Source organism: Chitinophaga sp. W3I9, from assembly GCF_050434025.1.
Classification (GTDB): Bacteria; Bacteroidota; Bacteroidia; order Chitinophagales; family Chitinophagaceae; genus Chitinophaga.
Map to the genome: position 1 here is coordinate 3,351,818 of NZ_JBNPWC010000001.1, position 25,769 is coordinate 3,377,586.

At 48.3% G+C, this 25,769-nt stretch carries 15 protein-coding genes; 4 read left to right on the forward strand and 11 right to left on the reverse strand.

Translation table 11 applies throughout. The annotated features are described in order from the left end of the window. The first annotated feature begins 14 nt into the window (after window positions 1-14). Window positions 15-719 carry an NUDIX hydrolase gene (locus tag QFZ51_RS14020; protein ID WP_370911295.1) on the forward strand — a complete coding sequence of 235 codons (705 nt, stop codon included), beginning with the start codon at window positions 15-17 and terminating at the stop codon, window positions 717-719. Here QFZ51_RS14020 and QFZ51_RS14025 read toward each other — a convergent pair. From QFZ51_RS14025 to QFZ51_RS14070, 10 genes are all read right to left on the reverse strand, one after another. Beyond that, a complete protein-coding gene (locus tag QFZ51_RS14025; RefSeq protein ID WP_429046601.1) occupies window positions 711-3,461 on the reverse strand; it encodes a glycoside hydrolase family 2 TIM barrel-domain containing protein in 2,751 nt (916 codons plus the stop codon). The two genes, QFZ51_RS14020 and QFZ51_RS14025, sit on opposite strands and share 9 nt — an antisense overlap. 350 nt (window positions 3,462-3,811) lie before the next feature. Continuing rightward, entirely contained in the window at window positions 3,812-5,641 is a 1,830-nt protein-coding gene (locus tag QFZ51_RS14030) for an alkaline phosphatase (protein ID WP_429046602.1), read from the reverse strand. Between the two features lie 242 nt (window positions 5,642-5,883). Next, a complete protein-coding gene (locus QFZ51_RS14035; protein WP_429046603.1) occupies window positions 5,884-6,429 on the reverse strand; it encodes an RBBP9/YdeN family alpha/beta hydrolase in 546 nt (181 codons plus the stop codon). A 261-nt stretch (window positions 6,430-6,690) separates the two neighbouring features. Beyond that, window positions 6,691-7,449 (reverse strand): hypothetical protein, encoded by a 759-nt coding sequence (locus QFZ51_RS14040; RefSeq protein WP_429046604.1) that lies wholly within the window; start codon window positions 7,447-7,449, stop codon window positions 6,691-6,693. A gap of 26 nt (window positions 7,450-7,475) precedes the next feature. Next, the gene (locus QFZ51_RS14045; RefSeq protein ID WP_429046605.1) at window positions 7,476-9,035 is read right to left on the reverse strand and encodes a RagB/SusD family nutrient uptake outer membrane protein; all 1,560 of its coding nucleotides are present in this window, start codon (window positions 9,033-9,035) and stop codon (window positions 7,476-7,478) included. A gap of 12 nt (window positions 9,036-9,047) precedes the next feature. Further along, window positions 9,048-11,690 carry a SusC/RagA family TonB-linked outer membrane protein gene (locus QFZ51_RS14050; protein ID WP_429046607.1) on the reverse strand — a complete coding sequence of 881 codons (2,643 nt, stop codon included), beginning with the start codon at window positions 11,688-11,690 and terminating at the stop codon, window positions 9,048-9,050. Further along, window positions 11,623-12,177, reverse strand: a complete 555-nt coding sequence (locus QFZ51_RS14055; protein ID WP_429046609.1) for a carboxypeptidase-like regulatory domain-containing protein — start codon at window positions 12,175-12,177, stop codon at window positions 11,623-11,625. Before QFZ51_RS14055 ends, QFZ51_RS14050 begins: the two co-directional genes overlap by 68 nt. A 70-nt stretch (window positions 12,178-12,247) precedes the next feature. Beyond that, window positions 12,248-14,716, reverse strand: coding sequence for a TIM-barrel domain-containing protein (locus QFZ51_RS14060; protein ID WP_429046610.1), 2,469 nt, complete (start codon window positions 14,714-14,716; stop codon window positions 12,248-12,250). Beyond that, the gene (locus QFZ51_RS14065) at window positions 14,646-15,095 is read right to left on the reverse strand and encodes a DUF4968 domain-containing protein (protein ID WP_429046611.1); all 450 of its coding nucleotides are present in this window, start codon (window positions 15,093-15,095) and stop codon (window positions 14,646-14,648) included. Before QFZ51_RS14065 ends, QFZ51_RS14060 begins: the two co-directional genes overlap by 71 nt. A gap of 486 nt (window positions 15,096-15,581) precedes the next feature. Continuing rightward, complete coding sequence (locus tag QFZ51_RS14070; RefSeq protein ID WP_429046613.1) at window positions 15,582-19,592, reverse strand: two-component regulator propeller domain-containing protein; 4,011 nt, start codon at window positions 19,590-19,592, stop codon at window positions 15,582-15,584. Window positions 19,593-20,048: 456 nt separating this feature from the next. On the opposite strand from QFZ51_RS14070, the gene QFZ51_RS14075 reads away from it, so the two are divergent. Then, window positions 20,049-20,849, forward strand: coding sequence for a hypothetical protein (locus QFZ51_RS14075; protein ID WP_429046614.1), 801 nt, complete (start codon window positions 20,049-20,051; stop codon window positions 20,847-20,849). Here QFZ51_RS14075 and queG read toward each other — a convergent pair. Continuing rightward, window positions 20,846-21,760: a tRNA epoxyqueuosine(34) reductase QueG gene (queG, locus tag QFZ51_RS14080; protein WP_429046615.1), complete on the reverse strand. Its 915-nt coding sequence runs from the start codon at window positions 21,758-21,760 to the stop codon at window positions 20,846-20,848. The two genes, QFZ51_RS14075 and queG, sit on opposite strands and share 4 nt — an antisense overlap. Window positions 21,761-21,844: 84 nt before the next feature. Between queG and QFZ51_RS14085 the strand changes: the two genes are divergently transcribed. Further along, window positions 21,845-23,842 carry a transglutaminase domain-containing protein gene (locus QFZ51_RS14085; RefSeq protein ID WP_429046617.1) on the forward strand — a complete coding sequence of 666 codons (1,998 nt, stop codon included), beginning with the start codon at window positions 21,845-21,847 and terminating at the stop codon, window positions 23,840-23,842. Between the two features lie 3 nt (window positions 23,843-23,845). After that, entirely contained in the window at window positions 23,846-25,759 is a 1,914-nt protein-coding gene (locus QFZ51_RS14090) for a DUF3857 domain-containing protein (RefSeq protein WP_429046619.1), read from the forward strand. Window positions 25,760-25,769 lie beyond the last annotated feature (10 nt).

The following is a 25,769-nucleotide window of genomic DNA, read 5'->3' on the forward strand; positions in this document are numbered from 1 at the left end:
AAATAATTGCTGGTATGACACGTTATTCAGGGCAATCAAGGATGCTGGTGGCAGTCGATTGCATCATTTTCGGTTTTGACGGGGAGGCGCTGAAGCTGCTGCTGATCAAGCGCGGATTTGAACCGCAAAAGAATAAATGGAGCCTGATGGGCGGATTTGTGCAGGCCGACGAAAGCTTTGAAGCCGCCGCTGCAAGGATTTTGAAGAAGCTCACCGGCCTGGAAGGGGTATACATGGAACAGCTGTTTGCCTTCGGTGACCCGGCCCGTGACCCGGTAGAACGCACGGTTTCTATCACCTACTTTGCCCTCATTGATATCAATCAATACAAACTGCAGATCAATGACGAGTACCATGCAGAATGGATTTCGCTTGATAAGCTGCCCGATCTCATCTTCGACCATACCGGAATGGTGAAGATGGCCCAGGAGAAACTCCGCTATAAGGCCGCCATACACCCCATCCTTTTTGAACTGCTGCCACTGAAGTTTACCATTCCCCAGTTACAGCTGCTGTATGAAGCGGTGTATGACGTTACTTTCGATAAACGTAACTTCAGCCGTAAGGTCTTGTCTACCGGCCTGCTGATCAAACAAAAAGATAAAGACCGGCTCAGCTCCAAGCGGGGCGCCTTCTATTTCAAGCTGGATAAACGTAAGTACAACGCCAAGTTCAATGCTTTCCTCAATTTTGTAACAGATCCCGGCAACTTACGGTAAGCCGATCCAGATAGTGCCTTTCACCGGCGTATAGTTCAGCATCATATTATCCTGGCTTTCAGGTCCCATCTGTGCGGCATCCTGGAATTTGGTGCCTATGGGCGCAATGGCGCTCAGGAAACCGATATCCCCGTCGGGGAACGCCGGCGTAGTATTGTTGTTAGCGGCTCCCTTTGGCGCCTGCGGATGAAATACCTGTAAAAACGTACCCTCGTTACCGGTATAAAAGGTAAATGGCTGCTCCTTCGTATGAAAGGTGGCCTGGTACACATTGGCATGGTAGCCTTTGAATTCGGGATACTCCCAGCTTTCCCCCGTCACCGTGTTATTATAGGCTTTATACCAGCTACCGAACAGCTGTCCCTGCAGCCTGTTTTTCCATACCCGGTATGGCCCTTCACCTGTCCACGACAGTCCCGTTACTTTTTCCTCCGGGTACCGGAACGTAATACCGCTGAAAGGCGTAGCGCCTTTGATACTGTAGCTGTAATCCAGTTGTACCGGGATGCCGGGTTTGAAAGTCCACTTTACCTGGAGGTAGCCATTGCCTTCATAACGGGCGATGATAAAATAACCACTGGAATCGGTACCCGGCCTGAACTCCTTCAGTTCCTGTGAAACGCCTGCCAGCACAGGCCCTCCACTTAATGAAATCCTGCCTTTGGCAGTAACAATCTGCAGCAGTTGACCAGTTGTCCGGCTGAAATAATAAGTGCCGGTACCGTTATCTACGGCCAGTGTATCATGATCGGTTACAATATTCAGGCGGCCGTTTACCCCGGGAAACTGCCGTACAATGCGGGAAGGCGGTTGTAGTGGCCAGCTGCGGGTGAGGATATTGCGGCCGTAACCATCTTCTACGCTGACATATAATGCGTCTGCATCCTGCCAGCCGTTTGGAAGTGACAGCTGCAGGAAGCCTTTGGCATGGGGCGCCAGATCCGGTGCTGCAATTGTGCCCGCGGCAATGGTGTCTGTTTGGTTATTTTTTCCGGGAGATGGAAACCGCAGCAGCTGCCACCTGAACCGGCACCTGGACAAAGGCGTATAGTCATAACGGTTCTCCACCGGTATACGGCCATCGAAGGCGGATGTAATAACGGGCAGGGATATATGTACAGGCGACCACAACTGCCGGATGGCATAGAAGCTGCCTTCCTTTTCGCGGTGGGGGCCTACTATGCCGTCGGGGGCGTGGTTACCGTCTGTATCGATGATGCCGTTTTTATCGGTGCGTACCAGTCCTTCGTCGCTGAATGCCCACAGGAAACCGCCGGCGCCACGGGGATGTTGTAGTATACGATCCCAGAAATCGTTCAGGCCCGCACCCATGCCGCCATCGTAAAGGCCATGCATAAATTCGGTAGGCAGGTAAATGTCCTGGTCGTACAGGCTGGAGTTAACGAGGTAGTTGAAGTTGGGGTAATGTTTGGTGTCCACGCCATTGTATCTTTCCCACGGATGCAGTACGGGACGGAGCTGTGGATCGTACAGGTGATAGTCGCCATCCAGCGCGCGGTTAAACCCGCCTTCATTGCCATTGTCCCATGCAATAATAGAAGGATGGTTAACATCCCGCTCCACCAGTTCTCTTACAAGTTTGTGTCCTACTACGGTGTCGTAGGCGGCCTGCCAGCCGGTAAGTTCATCCAGTACAAATAAACCCAGCGAATCGCATACATCCAGGAAGTGTTCATCCGGCGGGTAGTGCGACATCCGCACGGCGTTCATGTTCATGTCTTTCATGAGGTTCACGTCCAGTATGCTGATCTCTTTACTGAGCGTGCGTCCTGTTTCCGGCCAGGCGCTGTGGCGGTTTACGCCTTTCAGTATTACTTTGGTATCATTTACGTATATGCCATCCCGTGGTCTTATTTCAATGGTTCTGAAACCAAAGGGCTGGGTGATACGGTGTATGGTCCGGTTATCTTTTTTAATTGCTACTACTGCCAGGTAGCGTTGGGGAAACTCTGCACTCCAGGTAGCGGGATGGTCGAGTTGTTGCTGCAACGTATAGGCGGCAGGGTGGGTGGCTGCGGCAGGTATGGTCACTGCCTGCTGAACGGCCTGGCCAGCCAGGGTGGTCACCTGCGCGCTGAGAGAGTATCCTTCCGGCAATGGGGTAGTGAAAGCCTGCACGGAGAAATGGCCTTTGGCGGTGGCATCAATGGCCACGTGATCAATATGGATCAATGGCTTCACTTCCAGGAAAACAGGCCGGTAAATACCGCCCAGCACCCAGAAATCGCCATTCCGTTCTGCCCGGTTTACGCCTGCATTCGCCGACATTTTGCTCACCTTTACTTCCAGAAGATTGCTGCCGTTACGCAGCAGTTTACTGATATCATACCGGAACCGGTAAAAGCCGCCCTGGTGAATTTCACCGGCCAGGCGCCCGTTGATTTTTACTTCGGCATCGGTCATCACGCCATCAAATACAATATTCACCTGCCGTTCGCGCCAGTTGTCCGGTGCGGAGAAACGGTAGCGGTAAAGCCCTTCTTCACTGGCTTTTTCTTTATCATGGCCATAGTTATAGCTGCCAAACCCCTGCTGTTCCCAGTTGGATGGAACGGGAATCGTTGTCCATTTGCCACGGCGTTGTCCGCCGGAACAATGAAAGTCCCAGTTAACAGTATGATCTTTATCGGTGCCTGAAAGATAGATGTACCGGGTTTCCTGGGCAAACGCTGCATGCAGGCACAACACACCTGTAAGCAGCAATAGGATTCTTGCTAACATGTCGGGAATTTTAAAATGCCTTTAAATGTACAAAAAAGAAACGCAGAGTTGGAGCGGTTTTTTCGCGGTGCGCCTTTGGCGCTTTTAAATTGTCTTGGAGCAGGATTACGCTGATTAACCGTGATTACGCTGATTTTGATTCTGTTTTGATTTTATATCTGATTTTATATTTGATTTTTATAAAAGATTAGAGAAGATATAAGCGGATATATTCGCTTATATCTTCTCTAATCCTTTATAAAATCAAAAAAATAAAATCAAAACAGAATCAAAATCAGCGTAATCACGGTTAATCAGCGTAATCCTGCTCCAAGACAATTTAAAAGCGCCAAAGGCGCTCCTCCGCTGCATTATTTACCGAAGCATCTGAGCATCTTGTGAAAGATCTCGTTGTTTTCGTAAACGCCGCGGAACAGGTTGGAGTTGGGTCCGTAGGCGAATACCATTACCGGGATACCGGTGTGGTCGTTGGTGGCAAAATGACCGCGTAAGGAGCCTTTGGCGATATCGCCATCCATCAGGGCGAGGCCGCCGGTTTCATGGTCAGCGGTAACAATTACGGTGGTTTGCTTGTCCTGGTCAGCAAAGCGGAGGGCTTCTCCTACTGTTTCATCGAAGTCGAGCATTTCACGGACCAGGTAGTCCAGGTCGTTGAGGTGCCCGCCTTGATCTATCCGGGAACCTTCTACCATCAGGAAAAATCCTTTGCCGGAAGCATTCAGTTGCTGTAAGGCCTTTTTCAGTGCAGTTTTCAGGTAGTTGCCCCGCCCGTTGCGCATAGAGGTAACTACTTTACTGCTCAGGATCACGAGCGTACGGTTTTTCGTAGTGGCGTCCCAGTTATCCAGGTTGTCGTAGATGCGGATGCCGGAGGAGGCCAGCTGCCGGCCGAAGTTTTTTTCCAGTTCTTCCCTTCCGCCGCCAACGGCCAGTTGCAGTTTGCTGCTGAGCAGTTGTTTTTCCAGCGTATAGGTGCTATCCCGGTCCGCGGTATGACCATAGAAAGAAGCAGGCGTGGCGCCGGTAATTTCTTCGGTGACGATAACACCACTCTGAATGCCTTTAGGCGCCAGTATTTCAGGGATTAGGGGTATAGATACGTAGGTATTGTCGAGCCCGATAGCGCGGTTATGTGTTTTAGTGCCGGCGCCCATGGCGGAGCCACCAGCAGCGGAGTCGGTGTGGTAGTTGTCGGTCGATTGGGTTTTGGATAAGCCGAGTTGCCTCATCTGGAATATGTTCAGTGCGCCTTTGTTGGCAGTATAGCCGGAAAACATTTCCGCCAGGCCGGTGCCATCGCCAATCAGCAGGATCACGTTTTTAGACCGCACCTGTGTGGCATCAGATGCAAAGGAAGGGATATACACTTCATGTACCGGCATATTGGAAGCGGTGGTACGGGTTGTGTTGTGCATTACATCATACAATTCCTCCGGGTGGTCTGTTCCGATCCAGTCGGCGCCGAGGTCCATTAGTTTGTAATAGGTGGACCGGGTGGAGGGCGCGCCCCAGAAGCGGAAGGCATATCCCTGCTGATGCGCTTTATTGATGACGGCGGTTACTTTCTGCATTTCCGCCGGTACCAGTGTCCCTTTGCCGTTCCAGGTGCTGTAAGCGTGAAAATCCACGCTCAGCATGGCAATGCGTGGCTGTAACGCTGCCGGATATACGCTATCTGGCCGGCCGTCAAAAAAGAAGATAGGATCATATTTGTCCCATTCTGTCATCGGCGGCAGGTTGCCGGATATCACCAGTTTTACGGCAGCAGGGTTTGTGTTGCGATCAAAATACTTGCGGTAGGGAAGGAGCAGTTCCTGTAATGCCTGTAAGGTAGGCGTGCCTGCTGTTTTCAGGTCTATCAGCAGCTGCATGGGGGCGTTGCCGGCATAGGGTTTACCGTTGTAAAGAGAAAACTGCCGGAGCACAGGCTGCAGGTACATTTCCTTAAAGGTGCGGAACGGTTCTATGGCGCTGGCATTATGTGCCACGTATAAAATACCGTCCTTCAGGTGTATATCTGCTTCAATAGAACCAAACTGCAGGGAAGCCGCTGCGTAAAAAGGAGTGGCCCGCTCATAATCATTATGAGAGTGCGCCTGCGCCATTGTATACTGCTTTATTTGTGCGGATGCCCCGGTAACCATCATTACACCGGATAAAATGAACAGTGCTTTTTTCATTGTATAGTAAAAGGTAGTTTTAAAGATTCAGCGGGCAAAGGTGGTATAATCCTGTTAGCCGGCGGCGCTGCCGTGTTTATCTTTATGTTAATTATCTATTTAAAAAAATCGATTTAGTTAAGACTTCCGGCAACAACATATCCTATTCAGATCTCAAAAAAAAGGTGGAAAAGTGGAATGAAAAGTGAAATTACAGGTTAAGCGTTGCGGCAGTGAATAGCGTAATACCGGCGGTAACAACATTAAAGGGTTGGCCAGTTCTGTACCAGTTCCTTCAGCTGGTTCTGTCCTTCGGGCCATTCTCCCAGCCCGGATTCGCTGTTAATATGGCCTTTGGCGCCTGCGTTTACAAAGCGGCTTCCCCAGTGACGGGCAAAAAATGCAGCTCTTTCCAGGGAACAGAATGGATCATTGGTGCTGGCCACAATAATAGTTTCAAACGGCAACTTCACCAATGGAATAGGAGAGAAGCCGGTTGCCTCAGCAGGGAATCCCGGTCGTTCTGCATCTGCCGGCGCCACCAGCAATGCGCCCCGGATCTTCCTGTTTGTTTGCCCCGCCCAGTGCGCCAGTGCAATACAAGCCAGGCTGTGCGCAGCGATGACTACCTGCGGCCCGGCCTCTGCTACGGCCTTCTCTATCTGCGCTACCCAATTGGCACAAACCGGCGCATTCCAATCTGTTTGCTCAATCCGCTTTGTTCCGGGTATAGATTGTTCCCATAATGTTTGCCAGTGTAATTTTCCGGAGCTACCCAGCCCCGGCGCGGTCAGAACTTTTATTTCCATGACATAGAGGCGTTGTGTCTTGAAAGATAGTAAAAAGAATCACCAAATACGAATTAAGTGATCCGCAGAAAAGTAGTATATACCCAAAAAAATAGCCGGGGCTGAAAAGCACCGGCAACAGGTAACAACCAAAACAGCATTGATTAATACTGAGTATTTTAATTATTTGTGATATATGTGATACGCTTTTATCATCTCCATAAAATAATTGTTAAAAAAGCCCGGCGGGGAAATTCCCGCCGGGGGCCATAATGTGGATTTTTAAAATACAAAACCCTTGCGCTTGAACATCCAGATATTACGCCAGCCATCACCTTGCTGTACCAGCGTCATTTCATTAGCGTTCAGCTTAATAATATTGTAGGCCACGTTGTTTCCCCAACTGATATCAGCGCCATTGATCTTGATCTTCTGCGCTAAAGTATCCAGCGTAAACGACCCTTTAGTGGTAACACCTTTATGCGTGATGGAAAAATTTGCGTTCTTATTGAGATCAAATGTCATCTCATCATCCAGCACACCCTGGGTTTGCAGCCCTGCTTTTCCTACAGTCCACCATGCCGGCCTTTCGGTATCACCAGGACCATTACCAAAACAATAACCACCCGGAACATCGATGGCCCATACCCAGGTTTTACCGTCGGCGCTATTGGTGAGTAAATTATACAGCTTGCTGGCAAAGAACTTCGGATCGTTTGCACTCACGGTAACTTTTACAGAATCTGTTTTAGGACCACCTGTGCCATAAGCCGAATATTTAACAAAGAAGTCGCCCGCAAAAGGCAGGATCACTACCGCCTTCGCTTCTTTGGTAGTACCAAAACCATAGTCCCAGAATGGAATCACATCTTTCGTTTTGCTTTCCAGCGTTACCTGGTTATCGTAATCCGGGTTTTGTGTGACAGAAAAATCCAGTTTAATACCGGCAGGATCTGCCGGGGTGATCCTGTCTTCGTAAGGACTGCACGCATAAAATAATGCAGTAATTAATCCGAGAAAATATATATGCAGACGTTTCATTTTTGTAGTTTTTAAAGTGGACAATATCACCAGCCGGTGTTTTGTTTGAGCGTGCCGTTTGATAAATTGATCTGTGTTTCAGGAATAGAAAACAAACCATTTGTTTCCGGACGGAAGCTTACGTTGAAAGCCGCCTGGGAAGAAGCATTGTCTATTGCCTGTTTAGCTGCAGGCATTCCCTGCCTCAGCAGGTCCCAGTAGCGGTGCCCTTCCAAAGCCAGTTCCAGCTTGCGTTCCTGCATGATCTGTGCTTTACTGCTCAGTGTAATGCGATGCGTTTGATCACCAAATGCACGGTCGCGCACCCGGTCGATATAACCCTGTGCCTTGCCTGCATTCGCCGTGAGATTTAACTCTGCCCCCATCAGCAACACATCTGCAAAACGGATCACCATATAGTTATCGAAATTGTCCCACTGGAAACTACCACCCAGGTCATCTGCATTTTTATCTTTCAGCGGCGTATATTTTTTTATGAAGAAGCCGGTGTATTGCGCCTGGTCATCCAGCTTATAACTATCTGCAAATCCTTCTCCGGCAATAGAAATAATGGAAGCTGTTTGCCTGCTGTCGCCCGGAGCATAGGAATGAAAGAGCGCTTCATTCACAGTAGCACCGCCCCATCCTTTGTAGTAAGGTCCCAGCACCTGCGAGCGGATGCCGATCATCACCTGCATACGGTTTCCGTTCTGCTGGTTCTGGTCGCCCATACCGAGGTAAGTATATTGAATGGTAAACACGCCTTCTGCGTTATTCTGCCCGGCATAGTCAGTGGTGCTTTCAGCGGAAGCACGGAACAGGTTCCGGTATTTTGGAACAAGACTGTACCCGCTGTTGTTGATCACATCTTCAATGGCGGCAATAGCATCTGCCTGTGAAAATACGCCGGCAATATCAGGTTTGCTGTAGTAGCCGGTATAATACAGGAATACCCTGCCCAGCAAGGCTTCAGCAGCCCATTTGGTAACCCTGCCATATTCGCCCGAAGGGATGCTGGCAAAAGGCGTAGCCGGAATATTCGCTGCGGCTACTTTCAGATCATTGGCAATCAGCATGTATACACTGTCCGGATTGGCCTGCGGGATGCTGTAATTACCAGGTTCCAGTGGCGTTGTGATCAATGGCACATGACCAAACATCCGCACCAGGTCGAAGTAAAAGTAAGCCCGAAGAAAATGAGCTTCACCTATGTAACGGTTTTTTGTAGCATCATCTCCTTTAAAGTCTACCGTTTCAATTTTCTGGATCAGTTTATTGGCGCGGTAAATACCAGTGTAGTATTTCTTCCAGGCAGCGCTGTTGAGATCATTCATTTTAATGCTCTTGTCCCACTGGTTCCATCCGTTGTCGGAAGCGCCACCGCCGCCAAAGCAATCGTCGGATGCAATTTCTGACGTCAGCGCAATATTGCCGTAACCATCCCAGTTTAACACACTGTACGCGGAAACCAGTCCCTGGTAAGCATCTCCCGGTGTTTTATAAAAATCTTCCTCTGTAATGGTATTGATGGGCAATGTTTCCAGGAAACTTTTGGAACAGGAACTCATTAACCCCGTTATGATGATAGCTGCTATTATTTTCTTCATGATTGCCGGAGTTTAAAATTTAACATTAAGACCGAATAAAACAGTTCTTGGCTGTGGAAAATAACCGAGGTCAGTACCAGACGACCAGCTGTCGATTCCATAACCTACTTCAGGATCTAACCCACGGTAATGGGTAAACGTAAATACATTCAATCCGGATACATACAACCGGAGCTGCTGAACCGGTAAACGTTTCAGTAAAGTTTTCTTAAGATCGTATCCAAAGTTGATGCTCTTTACACGCATGAAAGCGCCATTGTGTACATACAGGTCAGAGAAACGGGTGTAGTTCTGGTTGGCCTCATTACCCAGTGTTACACGGGGCGTGCTGTTGGACGTTCCTTCACCATGCCAGCGGTCGAAAACAGCCGTGGTATAGTTGTTATAAAAACGGTCGTAAGCCCTGGTACCATCCACAATGTCATTGCCACCCACACCGCTGAGTAATACACTCAGGTCAAATCCTCTCCAGCCTGCCGACAGAGAGATACCATACGTTTGTGTAGGATTGGGATCACCCACCTTTGTTTTATCATCACCATTGATGACGCCGTCGCCGTTCAGATCTACGAAACGGGCATCGCCGGGTTGTGCGCCTGGCTGTATTTTCTGGCCGCTTTTGCTGGTGTAACCATCAATTTCTGCCTGGTTCTGGAAGATACCGGCTGTTTTCAGGCCATAGAAATAGCCGATAGGCATTCCGTTCTGTGCACGGAAGTATTCATCCATGTTGGACGACAGTACGCCGTTGTAAGAAGGATGCAATACACCTTCCTGGTTTGGAATATCTATCACGGTATTTTTATTGAAAGCAATGTTGCCGCCGATACCAATGTTTACTTCTCCAAATGTGTGGTTATAATTAATACCAAGTTCAATACCCTTGTTCTGAATATTACCGCCGTTGATGGTAGGTGCGCCGGTACCCACCAAATCGGGGATAGGAGCGGTTACCAGCCAGTCGCGGGTATTTTTCTGATACCAGTCGAATGTAACGGTTACGTCTTTGAACAATGTTGCGTCAAATCCGAGATCAATTTGTTCGGATGCTTCCCAATGCAAATCAGGATTGGGTATTTTATCAGGAGACGCGCCGATCGCTTTTTGTCCGTTGAAATAATAATCGCGGTAGGTGGAGTTGATGGTGGCCAGGTACCTGAAGTCATCAATCCTGTCACTACCATTTTGTCCCCATCCGCCGCGGATCTTCAGGAAGTTAATCCAGCTGCTGTTTTTGAGGAACGATTCGTTGGTAACGATCCATCCTGCAGAGAAAGCGGGGAAGTAGCCATAGCGGTTGTTGGAGCCAAACTTCGTGGAACCATCCCGGCGAAGCGTGGCGGTAAGCAGGTACTTATCGTCGTAGCTGTAAAACACCCTGCCAAAGTAAGATTGCAGTGCATTCATGCTTCTTGTGCCGAATACTTTACGGGTGGAATCATTCCTGCCGTTATCAATAATAGCGTGATCAAAGTCGGCGATGATCAGGTCTGTTTTACTGCCGCTTACATTATAGCCTTCGTATTTTTTGGCGGTAGTACCCACCATTACGTTCAGGTTATGTTTGCCGGCAGTGAGTTGGTAGGTGAGGGTGTTATCCCAGTTCCAGGTAAGGTTGCGGTACATACCCTGACTGGCAAAAGAATGTTCGTTGCTGTTATTGGTTCCCAGGTTATATACGGGAATAAAAGCATTGTTGTAGTTATAAGAGATATCCGCGCCAAAATCCGTACGGAAGGTCAATCCTTTAGCCAGGATAGCTTCCGCATAGATGTTACCGATGATCCTGTCGGTAATGGTTTGATTATTTTGTGTATAATCAATGGAACCGATCGGATTGGGTTCATCCGCATAAGGCGATTTGCCATAGCTGCCATCCGCATTATACACCGGGTAAATGGGAGTGGCGTTTAATAAACCACGGATAGAGTTATTGTAGATATTACCTGTACCGATACCCCGCTGGCGTGTATGCGCGAAGGTGAGGTTTTCTCCTGTTTTGATCAGGTCTTTGTACAGTTTGTGTTCTGAATTGATCCTGAAAGAAGTTCTTTCAAAATTAGACCTGCCGGGAAGCCCCATCACGCCTTGCTGTCCCTGGAAGGAAAAGGACGAAGAGAAAACGGACTTTTCATTACCGCCGGAAAGACTCAGGCTATAATTTTGTATGGGTGCATTTTTATTGGTAGCTGCTTTCTGCCAGTCGGGGCCTGTACCCAGTTTCGCAATGGAGTCTGGTGTATAGATAGGCACAGAGCCGGAGTTGATGGATGCCTCATTCATAATGTTGGCATACTGCTGCGCATTGAGGAGGTCCAGCTTGCGGGCAGGATTCTGCAATCCGTAGGAGGCGTCGAAGCTGACATTCATTTTACCGGCGCGGCCCTTTTTGGTGGTGATCATTACGATACCATTCGCTGCGCGGGTTCCATAAATGGCAGTGGAGGCGGCATCTTTCAGCACATCTACGCTGGCAATGTCATTTGGATTGAGGAAGCTGATATCATCCGCCGGAAAACCGTCAATGATGAAAAGCGGGCGGGAATCGCCATTGGTGCCGATACCACGGATGGTGAATTTCAGCGCGTCACCGGGTTGACCGGAGTTGGAAGTTACCTGCACACCGGGGGCCTGTCCCTGTAAAGATTGCTCCACGCTGATGGCGTGGGTTTTTTATCAGGTCATCATTATTTAAATGCACAGTAGCGCCGGTCACCACTTTTTTCTTTTGCACGCCATAACCTACTACCACCAGTTCATCCAGTCCTGTAGCCGCCGATTCCAGGCGTATCGTCATCGGGCTGCCCGTTTGAACGGGTACTTCCAGTTTGTTATAGCCTACCAGCGACACTACGAGTATTTCTCCCGCATCTGCCTGCAGGGTGAAAGTGCCGTTTACATTTGTTACGGTGCCCCGGTTAGTTCCTTTTACAATGATATTAACGCCGGGCAGGGGGGCGCCATCTTTGGTGTCGGTTACCTTGCCCGTGATTGCTTGTTTTACAGGTTGCGTATATGCCTTCCCGTTATTGGCAGCTGCATGCAGTGCCGGAGGCGCTGCTGTAGCCAAACTGCATACAGCAAACGTCTTTAGAACGGTTTGCCGCGGAAAATAATTGCTGATTGTGTACCAGATTTTCATGTTTAACGTGTTTTATTTAGGCAAAGGAGGTTGAATAATGTTTAAATGTTTTTAGAAGAAGTGGTCCAGGTCAGATGGCCCGGACCGTTTTTGCTATTCCATTATATGTTATCATTTTACCTGTCTTATTGCTGATATCCGGTCCTGCGGCGGTTTGTTTACCTACAAACGTTACCAGGAAGTGCCTTTGCTGCAGCATACCCGGAAAACGGCCTTCCCGTTGTCCTATCGTCAGTGTTTGCGCTGCTTCATTCCATTTAAAGGAAATGTTGCTGAAAACGCCTTTCTCATATTGATAGTTATTATTTTCATCTTCATACAAAGTAAATTCCCCGTCTTTCCCGGTATACACATACAGGTGTATGGTATCTGCCTTGCGCTCATTGGTGTATTGCAGTGCAGGGCCTACCGGCAGGATAGCGCCTTCTTTTACATACAAAGGCATCCGCTGCAAAGGCGCTGCTGCGGTAATATGCTGACCACCTGTTTCATATTTTCCTGTGTAGAAATCATACCAGCCGTTGCCTGCAGGCAGGTACAGTTCCCGGCTGCGGGCATGGTACTCGGTTACAGGGTTTACCAGCAGTGAAGGACCAAACATATACTGGTCGCGGATATTCAGCACTGCTGTATCCTGGCCGTAGTCCATCACCAGGCCACGCATCATCGTATAGTCGTGGTGGTAAGTATTGCCAGCTACGGAGTAGATGTAAGGCAGCAGGCGGTAACGCAGCTGGTCGTAGTATAACATCGACTGGTACGCTATACTGCTGTCGGGCGCGATGTTGAACATTTCGCGGTAAGGATATTGGCCGTGTGAACGGAACAGCGGGCAGAAAGCGCCATATTGGAACCACCTGGTATTGAGTTCTCTCCATTCTTCCAGTGCAGGACCCTGTGGGTTGGGCTGATCGTATTTATCTTCCACAAAGAAACCGCCGATATCTGTAGTCCAGTAAGGTAAACCGGAAAGGCTGAAGTTTAGTCCGCCGGGGATTTGTCTTTTGAACTCTTCAAAGGTGGCGGCGATATCCCCACTCCAGGTGGCAGCAGCATAGCGTTGCAACCCTGCATAGGCGGAGCGGGTAAGGATAAATACACGTTGACCCGGCTTGGCCGCACGTTGCCCTTCATAAATACCTTGCGCATTTACCAGTGCATAGGTGTTGAAGTATTGGGTGGCTGATCCCAATGCGGTAGGATCCATCAGCTTTTTGCGTTCTTCAATAGAGGCATTGGACAGGATATCCGGCTCTGTGGCATCAAGCCACCATGCATCCACACCCTTGGTGAGCAGATTCTTCTGCAACAGGCTCCAGAACAGTTTACGCGCTTCGGGGTTAAAGGCATCATAAAACGTAGATACATAACCGTTACCTATCCAGTCGCGTTGCTTATTTTTAATATTCTGTTTGTATAACCAGCCTTTGCTGTCGAAAAGTTTATAGTTGTCGATCCCTTCATAAAACTTCGGCCATACGGAGATCATGAAATTGGTATGGTATTGTTTGTGCAGGCGGCTGATCATGCCCACAGGATCAGGAAAACGGGCAGGATCAAACTGCTGGCTGCCCCATTCATCCTGTTTCCAGTAGCTCCAGTCCAGCACGATATTGTCCAGCGGGATTTTCCTTTTGCGGAACTCTGCTACGGTATTTTCAATCTCGTCCTGTGTTTTATACCGTTCCCGGCTTTGCCAGAAGCCCAGCGCCCAGCGCGGGATCATGGTGGCTTTGCCGGTTACCTGCCGGTAGCCGCTGATCACTTCATCCATATGCTGACCATACATGAAGTAGTAGTCAATTTTTTCACCTGCTTCTGAAGTCAGTTGCATTTTATCCGCACCTTCAACGGGAGTGGGAGGGAGGAATTTAAGAGAGATAAAGGACTGGGTTGTTTCCGGGATCCATTCTACTTTTACGGTAGTGGGTTGTCCCTTCTGAAGCAGATGCCGGAAAACGGAAGCGCCGGGGTTCCAGCTTTCCCGCCACCGGTCCAGTTTCAGCTGACCATTGATCCATACTTTGGTGTAACCGGAGGTGGTCATGAAGAATTTATACTCGCCGGTTTCATCTGCATTCACGGTGCCTTCCCAGGTTACTTTTCCTTTTACCATTGGAAAAGCTGCAGGCAGCGACGACAGGCGATCCAGGAACTCATAGTCAATTTTATCTTCCACCGCTTTTACATACACCGTATTATTATACCGGTCGCCATAGGTTGCACTGAATCCGGGTTTACCGTCGGCCGACGTTAAGTGTAATTCGGACATTTGTTTATAAGGACGGTTGTCGCCAAAACGGGTAACGGAATAATTATCCCATAAAATGCCATAGTTACGGTTAGATACTACAAAAGGTACGGCTGCTACGGAGTTATACTGTGTGAGATCCACGTCCTGGTTTTTGTAGTTCATTAAACCGGTCTGGTGTTGCCCCAGTCCATAGAACGCTTCATTGGCGGGCGATTCAAACACCTGCTGGATCCGGTATAATGATTTGTTGCCAATGGTAACCGGGGTAAAGCTTTTTACCGCCACCGGGTTGTTCCTGTAATATAATGTTGCCGGCTTTATCGCGGAATACTACTTCTCCTGTATTCAGCGCCACTGTGGTGGTGATGCTGGCTGTTTTTAAAGTCACGGTTTCATTTCGTTCTTCCGAATCCCATTTAATACTATTACCCTGTGCATCTACCGCCATGAGACTGGGAGAGCCGGTGAAATGGTCGTCGGGGGTAGCGGTTACGTGGATCACCTTATCGGAAACCACTTGCAGCTTCACCTGCCGGGCGCCATTCGGGGCAGGATTTTTTAAATGAATCAACAGGCCATCAGACAGTTTTTCCACCTGCCCGGCATAACACCAGGAAGTGAGGAACGTCATAAGTACGATCGGTATCGCCCTCTTTATGTGCATATTTGAATGGATTTTTTTCGTCGGTTGAACGTGGTTGTTACAATTACGGATGTGGTATCCGCGAGCTATTTTTCAAAACGTGTTACTTCAAAACGTGTAAAAACAAATGTAAAGGGAGCTCCGGAATCAGAGGGGATGGGTATGTTTTAGATGTAGGGCGATTATGTTAACCGTTTGTAGCAGCGAGGTAATTAATTGATTCCGGTTAGGGCATTAAATGTTAACGTATAGAGAAGGAACAGGCTGGTTTTAAGGCTGTTATAAGAAGAAGAGGCCAATGAGCAAACCGGTGATCACGCAGTACAGCAGGATTTCAATCAGCAGATACAGGCGGTTGCTTCGTTTAAAGTTTTGCTTGAACATAGTCAGGTTTAATAGTCAGTCCACAAAATTATCCATTGCATCCCGTAGGCAGGGGGCGCATTTCGTTATTTAATAGGGCAAATTTGTTGTTTAGGCGAATGATGTAGGATTGTAGTAGTGGTATTATTTCTTCTTCCCATAAACGGAGGGGAGTACATTGTATTCCATCTTGAAATACTTTGTAAAGTATTTTGGGTTGTTGAATCCTACTTCATAAGCTACTTCGGCTACAGTAAGCTGGCTTTTTTCGAGCAGCTGGGCGGCCCGCTTTAAGCGGATGCCCCGGATAAATTCAATGGGCGACCGGCCGGTAAGGGCCAGGATCTTTTTATACACAGATACCCGGCTCATGAAAAGCGCCCTGCTCAGTTCTTCCACCGAGAAGTCGGGATTGGAGATATTCTTCTCTACAATTTGTAAAGCCTGCTGGATAAATTGTTCATCGGCAGATGAAATAGCTATTTCCCCCGGGTTGGCTTCTATATATTGCTGGAATGTTTTTCTGAGAGATGATTGCTGGGAGATAATGTTTTTGATCCGCGAAAGCAGCACCTCGAAGTTAAAAGGCTTAGTGATGTAATCGGATGCCCCGGTTTCCAGCGCTTCCAGTTGCTGGGCTTCTTCGGCCCTGGCCGTAAGCAATACAATGGGTAAGTGTGCCGTGCGTTGTTGTGCGCGCACCTTTTTACACAATTCCAATCCATCCATTTCCGGCATCGAAATATCGCTTACAATCAGGTGCGGGAGTGTTTGCTGCAGCAGTTTCCAGGCTGCAAGCCCGTTTTCGGCTTCTATGATCTGGAAGTACTGGGTAAGGTTATCTTTCAGGTAAAAACGGAAATCCTCGTTATCCTCTACCAGTAAAACCACCGGTTTTTTAGAGTTACTGTTCACGGTAGCGGCCGGTGTAACGGCGGTGGTAGTACGAATTGTTTCCTGTACAGCGCCGGGAACAGCAACAGCAGCCGTTTTAACCGGCAGGTATACAGTGAAGCAGCTGCCCATTTCAGGGGCGCTGTCTACCGTAATGCTGCCACCATGCAATTTCACAAACTCTTTAGTGATGGATAGCCCGATCCCGCTGCCCTGGTTTACCATAGATGCCGGTACTTCATGTTGAAAGAACCTTTCAAAGATATACTCCTGCTTCTCCGGTGGAATGCCAATACCATTATCTTTTACCGCAATTTCCAATTGCGCGGTTGTTTCCTGGTAGCTAACGTGAACGGATATACTGCCATTTTCAGGCGTAAACTTAAAGGCATTGGAAAGCAGGTTAAAGATGATCTTCTCTATTTTATCTGCGTCGTACAACATCTTCAGCTCCTGTACATTGCTCTGAAAGTTAAGCTGGATATGCTTTTTATCAGACAAGTCTGAAAATGACGAGGTGAGGTCTTTTACAAAACCGATGATATCGCCTTCCGCGGTATGGAGTTTTATTTCCTGGACTTCCATTTTACGGAAGTCGAGTAACTGGTTCACCAGGTTGAGTAAACGTCGTGCATTCCGCTGCATCAGTTCCAGCTGCACTTTTAAGGTACTTTCAGATGTTTGCCGGATAATCTTTTCCAGCGGGGTGATGATTAAGCTGAGCGGTGTTCTGAACTCATGGCTTACGTTGGTAAAGAAACGGATTTTCAGTGCATCCAGCTCATGCATGCGCGCGGCTTCCTGTGTTTGCTGCTCCATCCTGAACTTCAGTCTTTCCCGTTCCAGTATGATGCGGCGGGCCAGTAACAGGGCGCCCAGTATCAGCAACACATAACCCAGGAAGGCAGGCCAGGTTTTCCAGAAGGGGGGTAGTACTTTTATTTTCAGCGTAATCCCTTTTTCATTCCATACGCCGTCGTTATTGGAAGCCTTTACCCGGAAGGTATAATCCCCAGGGTCCAGGTTGGTAAAGGTGGCTTTCCTTTCCATACCGTCGGTATAGAGCCAGTCTTTATTAAATCCTTCCAGCATATAGGCATACCTGTTTTTCTCCGGGTGGAAATAATTCAGAGAGGCAAATTCAATGGAAAACACGTTTTCACCCGGTTTCAGGGTAATGCTTTGTGTTTCCGGGATAGCCGCTTTCAGCAATACCCGCCCGTTGATCTTTTCGCCCGGCAGTATACTTTTGTTAAATATCTGCAGATCCGTGAGCACTACCGGCGGAATATTGTTGTTCAGGGCAATGGCGTTGGGATAAAACAGGTTAAACCCGTTGCCGCCGCCAAAGATCAGTTCCCCGCGACTGGTTTTCAACGCGGCGTTTTCGTTGAAGTCTTTTCCCTGCAGGCCGTCGGATTCGTCATAATTTTTAAAGGTAAAGGCGTCCGGCCCGATCTTCATATTAGACAAACCATTGGGAGTACTCATCCACAAGCTGTGATCGTTGGCTTCAAGGATATTCAGGACAGAATTGTCCGGCAGACCGTCTTCTTTGCGAAGGGTGCGGAAGTTATTGTTTTTTGGACTGAACAGGTTCAGTCCTTCGCGGGTGCCTATCCATACGCGTTGCTGGCTGTCCTGGAAAATGCATACTACGTTATTATGACTCAGGCTGCCGTTTACACCGGGAACGTTGTTGTAATGTTTGAAAACGCCGGTGGCCAGGTGCAGCACATCGATACCATCGGAAGTGCCTATCCAGAGGTTTCCCTGGCGGTCTTCCAGCAGGGCGGAAACATACTTGGATTTTACCTGCGGGAAACGCTGGAACCGGCCGGTGGCAGGGTCCATCCGGTTAAGTCCCGCACCGAGGGTGCCGATCCACAGCTGGTGGCGGCTGTCTTCCAGTATTTCCCAGATGCTGTTATCGCTCACGCTGGTGCTGTCTGCCGGGTCATGTTTATAATGGATAAACCGGCTGCCGTCGAACCGGTCCAGGCCTCCAAAGTAGGTGCCTACCCATAGTTGTTTGTTGTGATCTATGCAGAGGCTTACAATTACATTGCCGGCGATGCTGTTGTTGTTACCGGCTTCGTGCCGGTATTGGGTAAATGTGTTGCGGCTGCGATCAAAGTAAATCAGGCCGCCGCCATTGGTGCCTATCCATAAATTGCCGGCCGCGTCTTCCACAAACCTGTTTACATCGTTATAGGGCAAACTGTTACGGCTATACGCCTGGTATTGATAGAGCGGGAATTTTACCATGTTCTCATGGTAGTAATTCAATCCTTTTTTGAAGGTCCCGATCCATATAATGCCGGTATTATCTTTATAAAGAGCATTAATACTGTTCTGGCTCAGGCTGCGTTCATCTTCGTTGATATTCTCAATATAACGGATGCTTTGTGCTTTCTTATTAATGATATTAATGCCGCCATGATCGGTACCTATCCATATTAACCCGTTATTGTCCGCAACCACGCCTCTTACAATGTTGTTGTTCAGCGCCAGGCCGGGGGTATTCTGATCAATATGCCGGAACTGTTGGGAGCGGATATCGAAAAAGTAAACGCCGTTGTCTTCATTGGTGCTGAACAACCACAGGTCGCCATCGGCATCCGCCACCATCGACCAGGTGGCGCCGGCAATATCTGGCCTGACGAGCGTGTTGTTGCGGTAGCCGATGCGGTGGCTGCGGGCGTCCATCCTTTCCAGCAGGCCATTGCTATGCAGCAGCCAGTAATGACCTGCTTCGCCGGGTAGCAGTGCCGATACGCTGTTGGTGCCAATGCTGCCGCCATCACTGGTATGTGTAAACTGTTGCGCCCTGTTGCCGTTATCTACCAGGAAAATGCCTGCTGAAGGATGCAGGAACCAATATCCGCCGGACGGGTCTTTCACAATATCGGTAACCACGTTTCCGGAAAAGCCCCATTGACGCAGAATGTTTTCGGGGCGCCGGTTAAAACGGGTCGTTACAGGATCATAGATATTCATCCCCGAGCGGGTCCGGATCCAGAGCTGCTGCCCCGGGCCGGCCATGATTTTATTGATGTTATTGTCGGAAACAGAAGTGGTGTCGCGCAGATCATGCTGGTATACGGTGAAGTGATACCCGTCGAACCGGTTCAGTCCAGATACGGTACCAATCCACATGAAACCCATACTATCCCTGAAAACGCAGTTAACCTGGTTGTTGGACAGCCCCTGGTTGATATCAATCCGGTTGAATTGATAGGGCAGAGTTTGTCCCCGCATTACCGAAGTATGGAGGAATAACAAGATGAATATTAAGACCCGCTTCCGCATGTACACACGCCTTACCTGGTTGAAAAATTGTTGGTCTGACAATTAATAGAATTGCCCGGCAATATAACATAAAACGGATATAAAAAAAGAAAGGTCGAAAGAATTCGACCTTTATTGCTAAAATTCCACGTTATGGCACTCAGGTCCATAAAAAGTTAATCAGCTAAAATCCGGCATAGCCGGTATATGATAAATGATATTTTGCGGTTTGTTATGGGGTTTTGCGTTCACTTTACTACAAAAGTAGGTTAAGGTAAAACGATTGTCAAGAAATTAGCAAACATTATTTAAAAAAAAGTAAAAAACACCACAGGGCGATATTTTTTTCGCTGGCTGGATAATTTCACGCTTTGAGGGTTATAATCTTTGGAGATTATTGAGTACTTTTTTGCCAATATGAAAACCATGAAACGTATTACTTTATGTATGATGCTGCTGGGAGGAACGGGGTTGACCGCCTTCGCGCAGCAGTCGCCTGCAAAGGAACTCACCGTGACGCTGGATTATTATTACAATAATGAATTCAAAAAGGACAATGCCGGTAATCCGGTTAGGTGGCATTACATCTGGGGCGAAACAGACAACGGCGGCGTGTCGCTCTGGGGGCATATTTTCGACTCCCTCGGGGTGAAAAGGGATAGCCTGCTGCAGGCGCCCACGGCCGCCAACCTGAAACACACGGATATTTATATGATCATTGATCCGGACACGGACAAGGAATCGCCCACGCCCAACTATATGAACGAAAAGGACGCCCGTAGTATTTATAACTGGGTAAAGGCTGGCGGGGTGCTGGTATTGCTGGAGAACGATTCTGCCAACGCGGAATTTTCGCACTTTAACAAGCTGAGTGAAAAATTCGGGATCCATTTTAATGGCGACAGTCGCAACCGTGTAAAAGGCAAAAACTGGGAGCAGGGTACTTTCCGGATCCCGGCCGGACATGAAATATTCCAGGCTGGCCGGCAGGTGTATATCAAGGAATTATCCACTTTGACCTTGAAAGCCCCTGCGCGAGCGGTTTACAAGGATGGTGAATATGTTGTTATGGCAGTAGCTGAAGTGGGAAAAGGCAAGGTTTTCGCCGTTGGCGACCCCTGGTTTTATAACGAATATGTGGACGGAAAGAAGCTGCCGGCATCTTTCCAAAACTATGAAGCAGCAACAGACCTGACCCAATGGCTGATTAAAGCCACCAGTCGCTAGGTGTTCAGGAAGTTGATATTTCTCCTGATACCGGCAAACTTACTGCGTTTGAGAGGAGAATGACGGAAGATGTCTTTAAAAGCTTCTTCTGTCAGCTCCTCCCAATCGCGGGTAGAAAAGTTCAGGATCGCCGGCACAGGTGTAAACGCCGCTTCCTGGTTGGCTTTGGAGAAGCGGTTCCAGGGACAAACGTCCTGGCAGGTATCGCAGCCAAACATCCAGTTATCAAATTGTCCCTTCATTTTATCGGGGATCAGTTGTTCTTTCAGCTCTATGGTAAAGTAAGAAATACATTTACTGCCATCCACTACACCCGGCGCTACCAGCGCTTCCGTAGGACAGGCATCCAGGCAGCGGGTACACGAGCCGCAGTAATCGGCCACCGGACCGTCGTATTCCAGTTCGATGTCGGTAATCAGGGTCGCTATAAAAAAGAAGGAACCGGCCTGTTTATGGATCAGGTTCCCGTTTTTGCCGATCCAGCCTAATCCGCTGCGGGTGGCCCAGGCGCGTTCCAGCACGGGGGCGGAGTCCACAAATCCCCGGCCCTGAACGGGACCTATCCGCTCCTGCATCCGCAGCAACATCGTTTTGAGCCGCGCCCGGATCACCTCATGATAATCCTGGCCGTAAGCATATTTGGAGATGCGCGGGGCGTCGGCACGCTGCTGTTCGGAAGGGAAGTAGTTAAACAACAGGGTGATCACCGACTGCGCGCCGTCGACCAGCTTACGGGGATCTATCCTTTTGTCGAAATGATGCTCCATATACTGCATGTTACCATGCATGCCTTTATTCAGCCAGGTTTCCAGCCGGCGGGCATCGTCGTCCAGCTGCACTGCCTTCGCAATGCCGCAATGGTCAAATCCTAACTCTTTTGCCAGCTCTTTTATGAATAAAGTGTGGGTCATCCGGGCAAAATTAGCATATTATTTATATCTTCGACCCGCATATATATCCCATATGCCTGTTAACTGATGCGCTATACCTTTGTTATGTTGGCTCCCATTGCCAGCTGTTTGTTCGCCCTGTCCACCTTTGCCCAGGACGGAAGTAAAATGAAATTTGGAAAAGTGTCCAAAGAAGAATTTGCTATTAATAGATCAGAGAAAGATACCGGCGCCCACGCCATTATCCTGTCTGAGATAGGCTCCTCCATTTTTGAGTCGGATGGAAACGACCTTCGCCTGGTGTACAAAGTACACCGGCGCATTAAGATCGTTGATAAAAACGGCTATGATGAGGCCACCGTTCACGTACCGATATATAAATCAGAAACATCGGAAGAGAAATTACTGAACCTGAAAGCGGCTGCCTACAACCTCGAAAACGGGGAAGTGGTAGAAACCAGGATGGAAAGCAAAAACGTATTCAACGACAAGCAGGATAAATCCCTGCTGGTAAAGAAATTCACCCTGCCCGCTGTAAAGGAAGGGTCTATTATTGAATACACCTTTTCTATCGCCTCTCCCTTTTACCGGCATTTACGCGCCTGGGATTTCCAGGGAAAATATCCCTGCCTCTGGAGCGAATACAGCGTAGCCATCCCGGAATACTTCGACTATATGCTCATTCCACAGGGATATGAGCCCTATGTGGTAAAAACGAAAACCTATTCCCGTTCTACCTTTACTTTCCGGAATGAGTCGCAGGGGTCTACCGGGCCTTCCAACCTGGTAACGGTAACGCCTTCTATCACCACCTATAAATGGGCGCTGAAAGATGTGCCGCCGATTTATAACGAGAGCTATATCACTACTACCGATAACTATGTTAACAGGGTGGAATTCCAGTTATCTGCCTACAACTGGCCGGGAGAGCCGCGTAAGCCGGTGCAGAGTACCTGGGAAGAGCTGATGAAAGACCTGATGAAGGAAGAAGAGCTGGGCAAAGTGCTGACCACAAACAACGGTTTTCTTTCCGATAAAGTAGAAGAGCTGGTCAAAGACGCTAAAACCGATAAGAAGAAAGTACAGAAAATTTATACCTGGGTCCGCGATAATTTTACCTGCACGGATCACAGCGCCCTGTGGATGGGCAAGTCGCTCAAAAACGTTTTTAATTCAAAGAACGGCAACGTATCCGACATCAACATGTTGCTGGTGGCGATGCTGAAGAAAGCAAACCTTTTTGCTACCCCACTGCTGCTGAGTACCCGCAGCAATGGATATGTATACCAGTTCTATCCTTTATATACCCACTTTAACTACGTGATTGCCGGCGTGAACCTGGGAGAAGAATACCTGAAACTGGATGCCTCAAAACCTTTGCTGGGCTTCGGAAAGCTCCCGGCAGAATGCTACAATGGCGCCGCCCGTTCATTGGATGACTTTGCCACCCCTGTGATCCTGGGAGCGGATTCCCTGAAAGAACAGCGGTTTACCAGTGTAATTCTGGGGAAGATAGAAAACGGCATAGTGTCAGGCACGTTTATGCAACGGCCCACCTACTTTGAGTCTTACAGAATAAGGACAGCCGTAAAAGATGAAGACCCCGAAGAATTTTTTAAACGGATAGCAAAATCCTATACCGGTGAAATAGAACTGGAGAATAAGGCGGTAGAGGATCTGAAAGAACTGGAGTCACCCGTGATGGTAAAGTACGATTTTAAAATGCAGGTAGGCGACGGCGAAGTAATATACATCAACCCGCTGTTGTCGGAAGCCCATAAAAGCAATCCTTTTAAAGCGATGGAGCGTAAGTTCCCCGTAGAAATGAACAGCGTGTCTGATGAAGTATATTCCTTTAATATGGAAGTGCCCGAAGGATATATAGTAGATGAAATGCCTAAATCTGCTGCAGCGAATTATAATGGAGATGAGGGCCTGTTTCAATACCTTATCCAGCAAACAGAAAACCACATACAGCTGCGCTGCCGGGTGAAATTAAACAAAGCGAACTTTGGGCCGGAAGAATACCCGACCCTGCGCGATTTTTATGACCTGGTGGTAAAGAAAGAAGCAGAACAAATTGTGTTAAAAAAGAAAAAATAAAATATGCGCAAGCAATTGTCGATAGCCATCCTGTTTTTCCTGTTTACCGTGTCGCATACAGTGCTGGCAGGAGATCCGTTTTATCCGGTGAGCGCTATTCCTGATTCATTGAGGGCCAATGCGCACCTGGTAAAAAGGTTAAATGAGGCTACTTTGAAAATAAACGATCTCACAGATGCCCGTTTTGTTTCTCATTACGTGGTTACTGTACTGGATGAGACAGGAGCTGAACATATGAAAATGGGGATGTATTATGATAAGCTGTCAGAGATCCGCTCTATTAGTGGCGCGTTATATGATGCTGAAGGCAAGCAGTTGAAACGTTTGAAACAAAGCGATATCCGCGATATAAGTGCGGTAGGGGATGGCAGCCTGATGTCTGATACCCGTGCGAAGCTTCACCAGTTCTACTATAACGTATACCCCTATACGGTGGAATATACTATTGAGCTGCGCCTCAATACAATATACGGGATACCTGGTTTGCAGGCGCAGGCAAGTATTTACACGGCTGTTGAAAAAAGCAGGCTGACGGTTATTTACCCGGAGAACTATGAATTGCGTTACCGCAGTTATCTCTATGAAGGTAAACCGGTCATCACCACGGAGAAAGGCAACAAAACGATCACGTGGGAAGTCAACCAGTTGCCTGCCAGGAAATATGAAGTTTACCCGGTTGAATTGTACCAGCGGACTCCGTGCGTTTTCCTGGCTCCAACGGATTTTGAGTTGGGAAGCTATAAGGGCAAAATGACCACCTGGAAAGATTTCGGAAACTTTGCATACCAGCTCAATGCAGGCCGGGATGTGTTGCCCGGCAATATCAAAGCCAAAGTACATGAACTGGTTGATGGTATCAGCAGCCGCCAGGAAAAGATCAGGGTACTGTATAAATTTCTTCAGCAAAATAACCGTTATATCAGTATTCAGTTAGGCATAGGCGGATGGCAAACCTTTGATGCGGCATCTGTGGCTGCTAATGGCTATGGCGATTGCAAGGCCTTATCTAATTATATGATGGCGTTATTGAAAGAAGCTGGCATTAAATCAAATTGTGTACTGGTAAAAGCAGGAGACGATGAGCATACCCTGCGTGAAGATTTCCCGTCTTCCCAGTTTAATCACGAGATACTCTGTGTACCGGGTGAGAAAGATACCACCTGGCTGGAATGTACCAGTAACACGAACCCCGCCGGCTACCTCGGCTCCTTTACCGACAACCGGCCGGTACTCCTGGTAGATGCAACCGACAGCAAATTAATACGTACCCCCGCTTACGGAATGGATTGCAATGAACAGATCCGCCATGTGGATGCCGTTATTGATCCTACGGGTAACATCGATATTAAAGCAAGAACCGTCTACAGTGGGCTTCAGCAGGATGATTTACGTGACAAGCTGCATTCTCTGAGTAGGGAGAAGCAACTGGAAGAGCTACGTGAAGAACTGAGTCTTTCCAGTTATGATATCAATAATTATCACTGCACAGAGTTGGAAACACCTATTCCTTCCATTGAAGAGAAATTAGGCATCAAAGGAAACAACTACGCAACGGTAACGGGTAAACGAATGTTCCTTGTTCCCAATATTCTCACACGCGATGGGGTGAAGCTGGAACCTGACACCAGCCGCAAATCGGATATCCAGTTTGATTTTGCTTACCGGGATGTGGATAGCGTGACGATCACTTTACCAGCGGGATATAAACCGGAATCGCTCCCGGCGCCGGTATCTGTAACCGCTAAATTTGGCAGTTATAATGCGGCGGTTTCTATCAAAGGGAATACGCTGAACTATATACGAAAAGTGGAAAGAAAAGCGGGGATTTTCCCGTCGGCAGACTACCCCGAGCTGGTGAAGTTCTATGCTACTATGCTAAAATCAGACAGAAGCCGGCTGGTGCTGGTAAAAGAATAAAAAAAGGGAA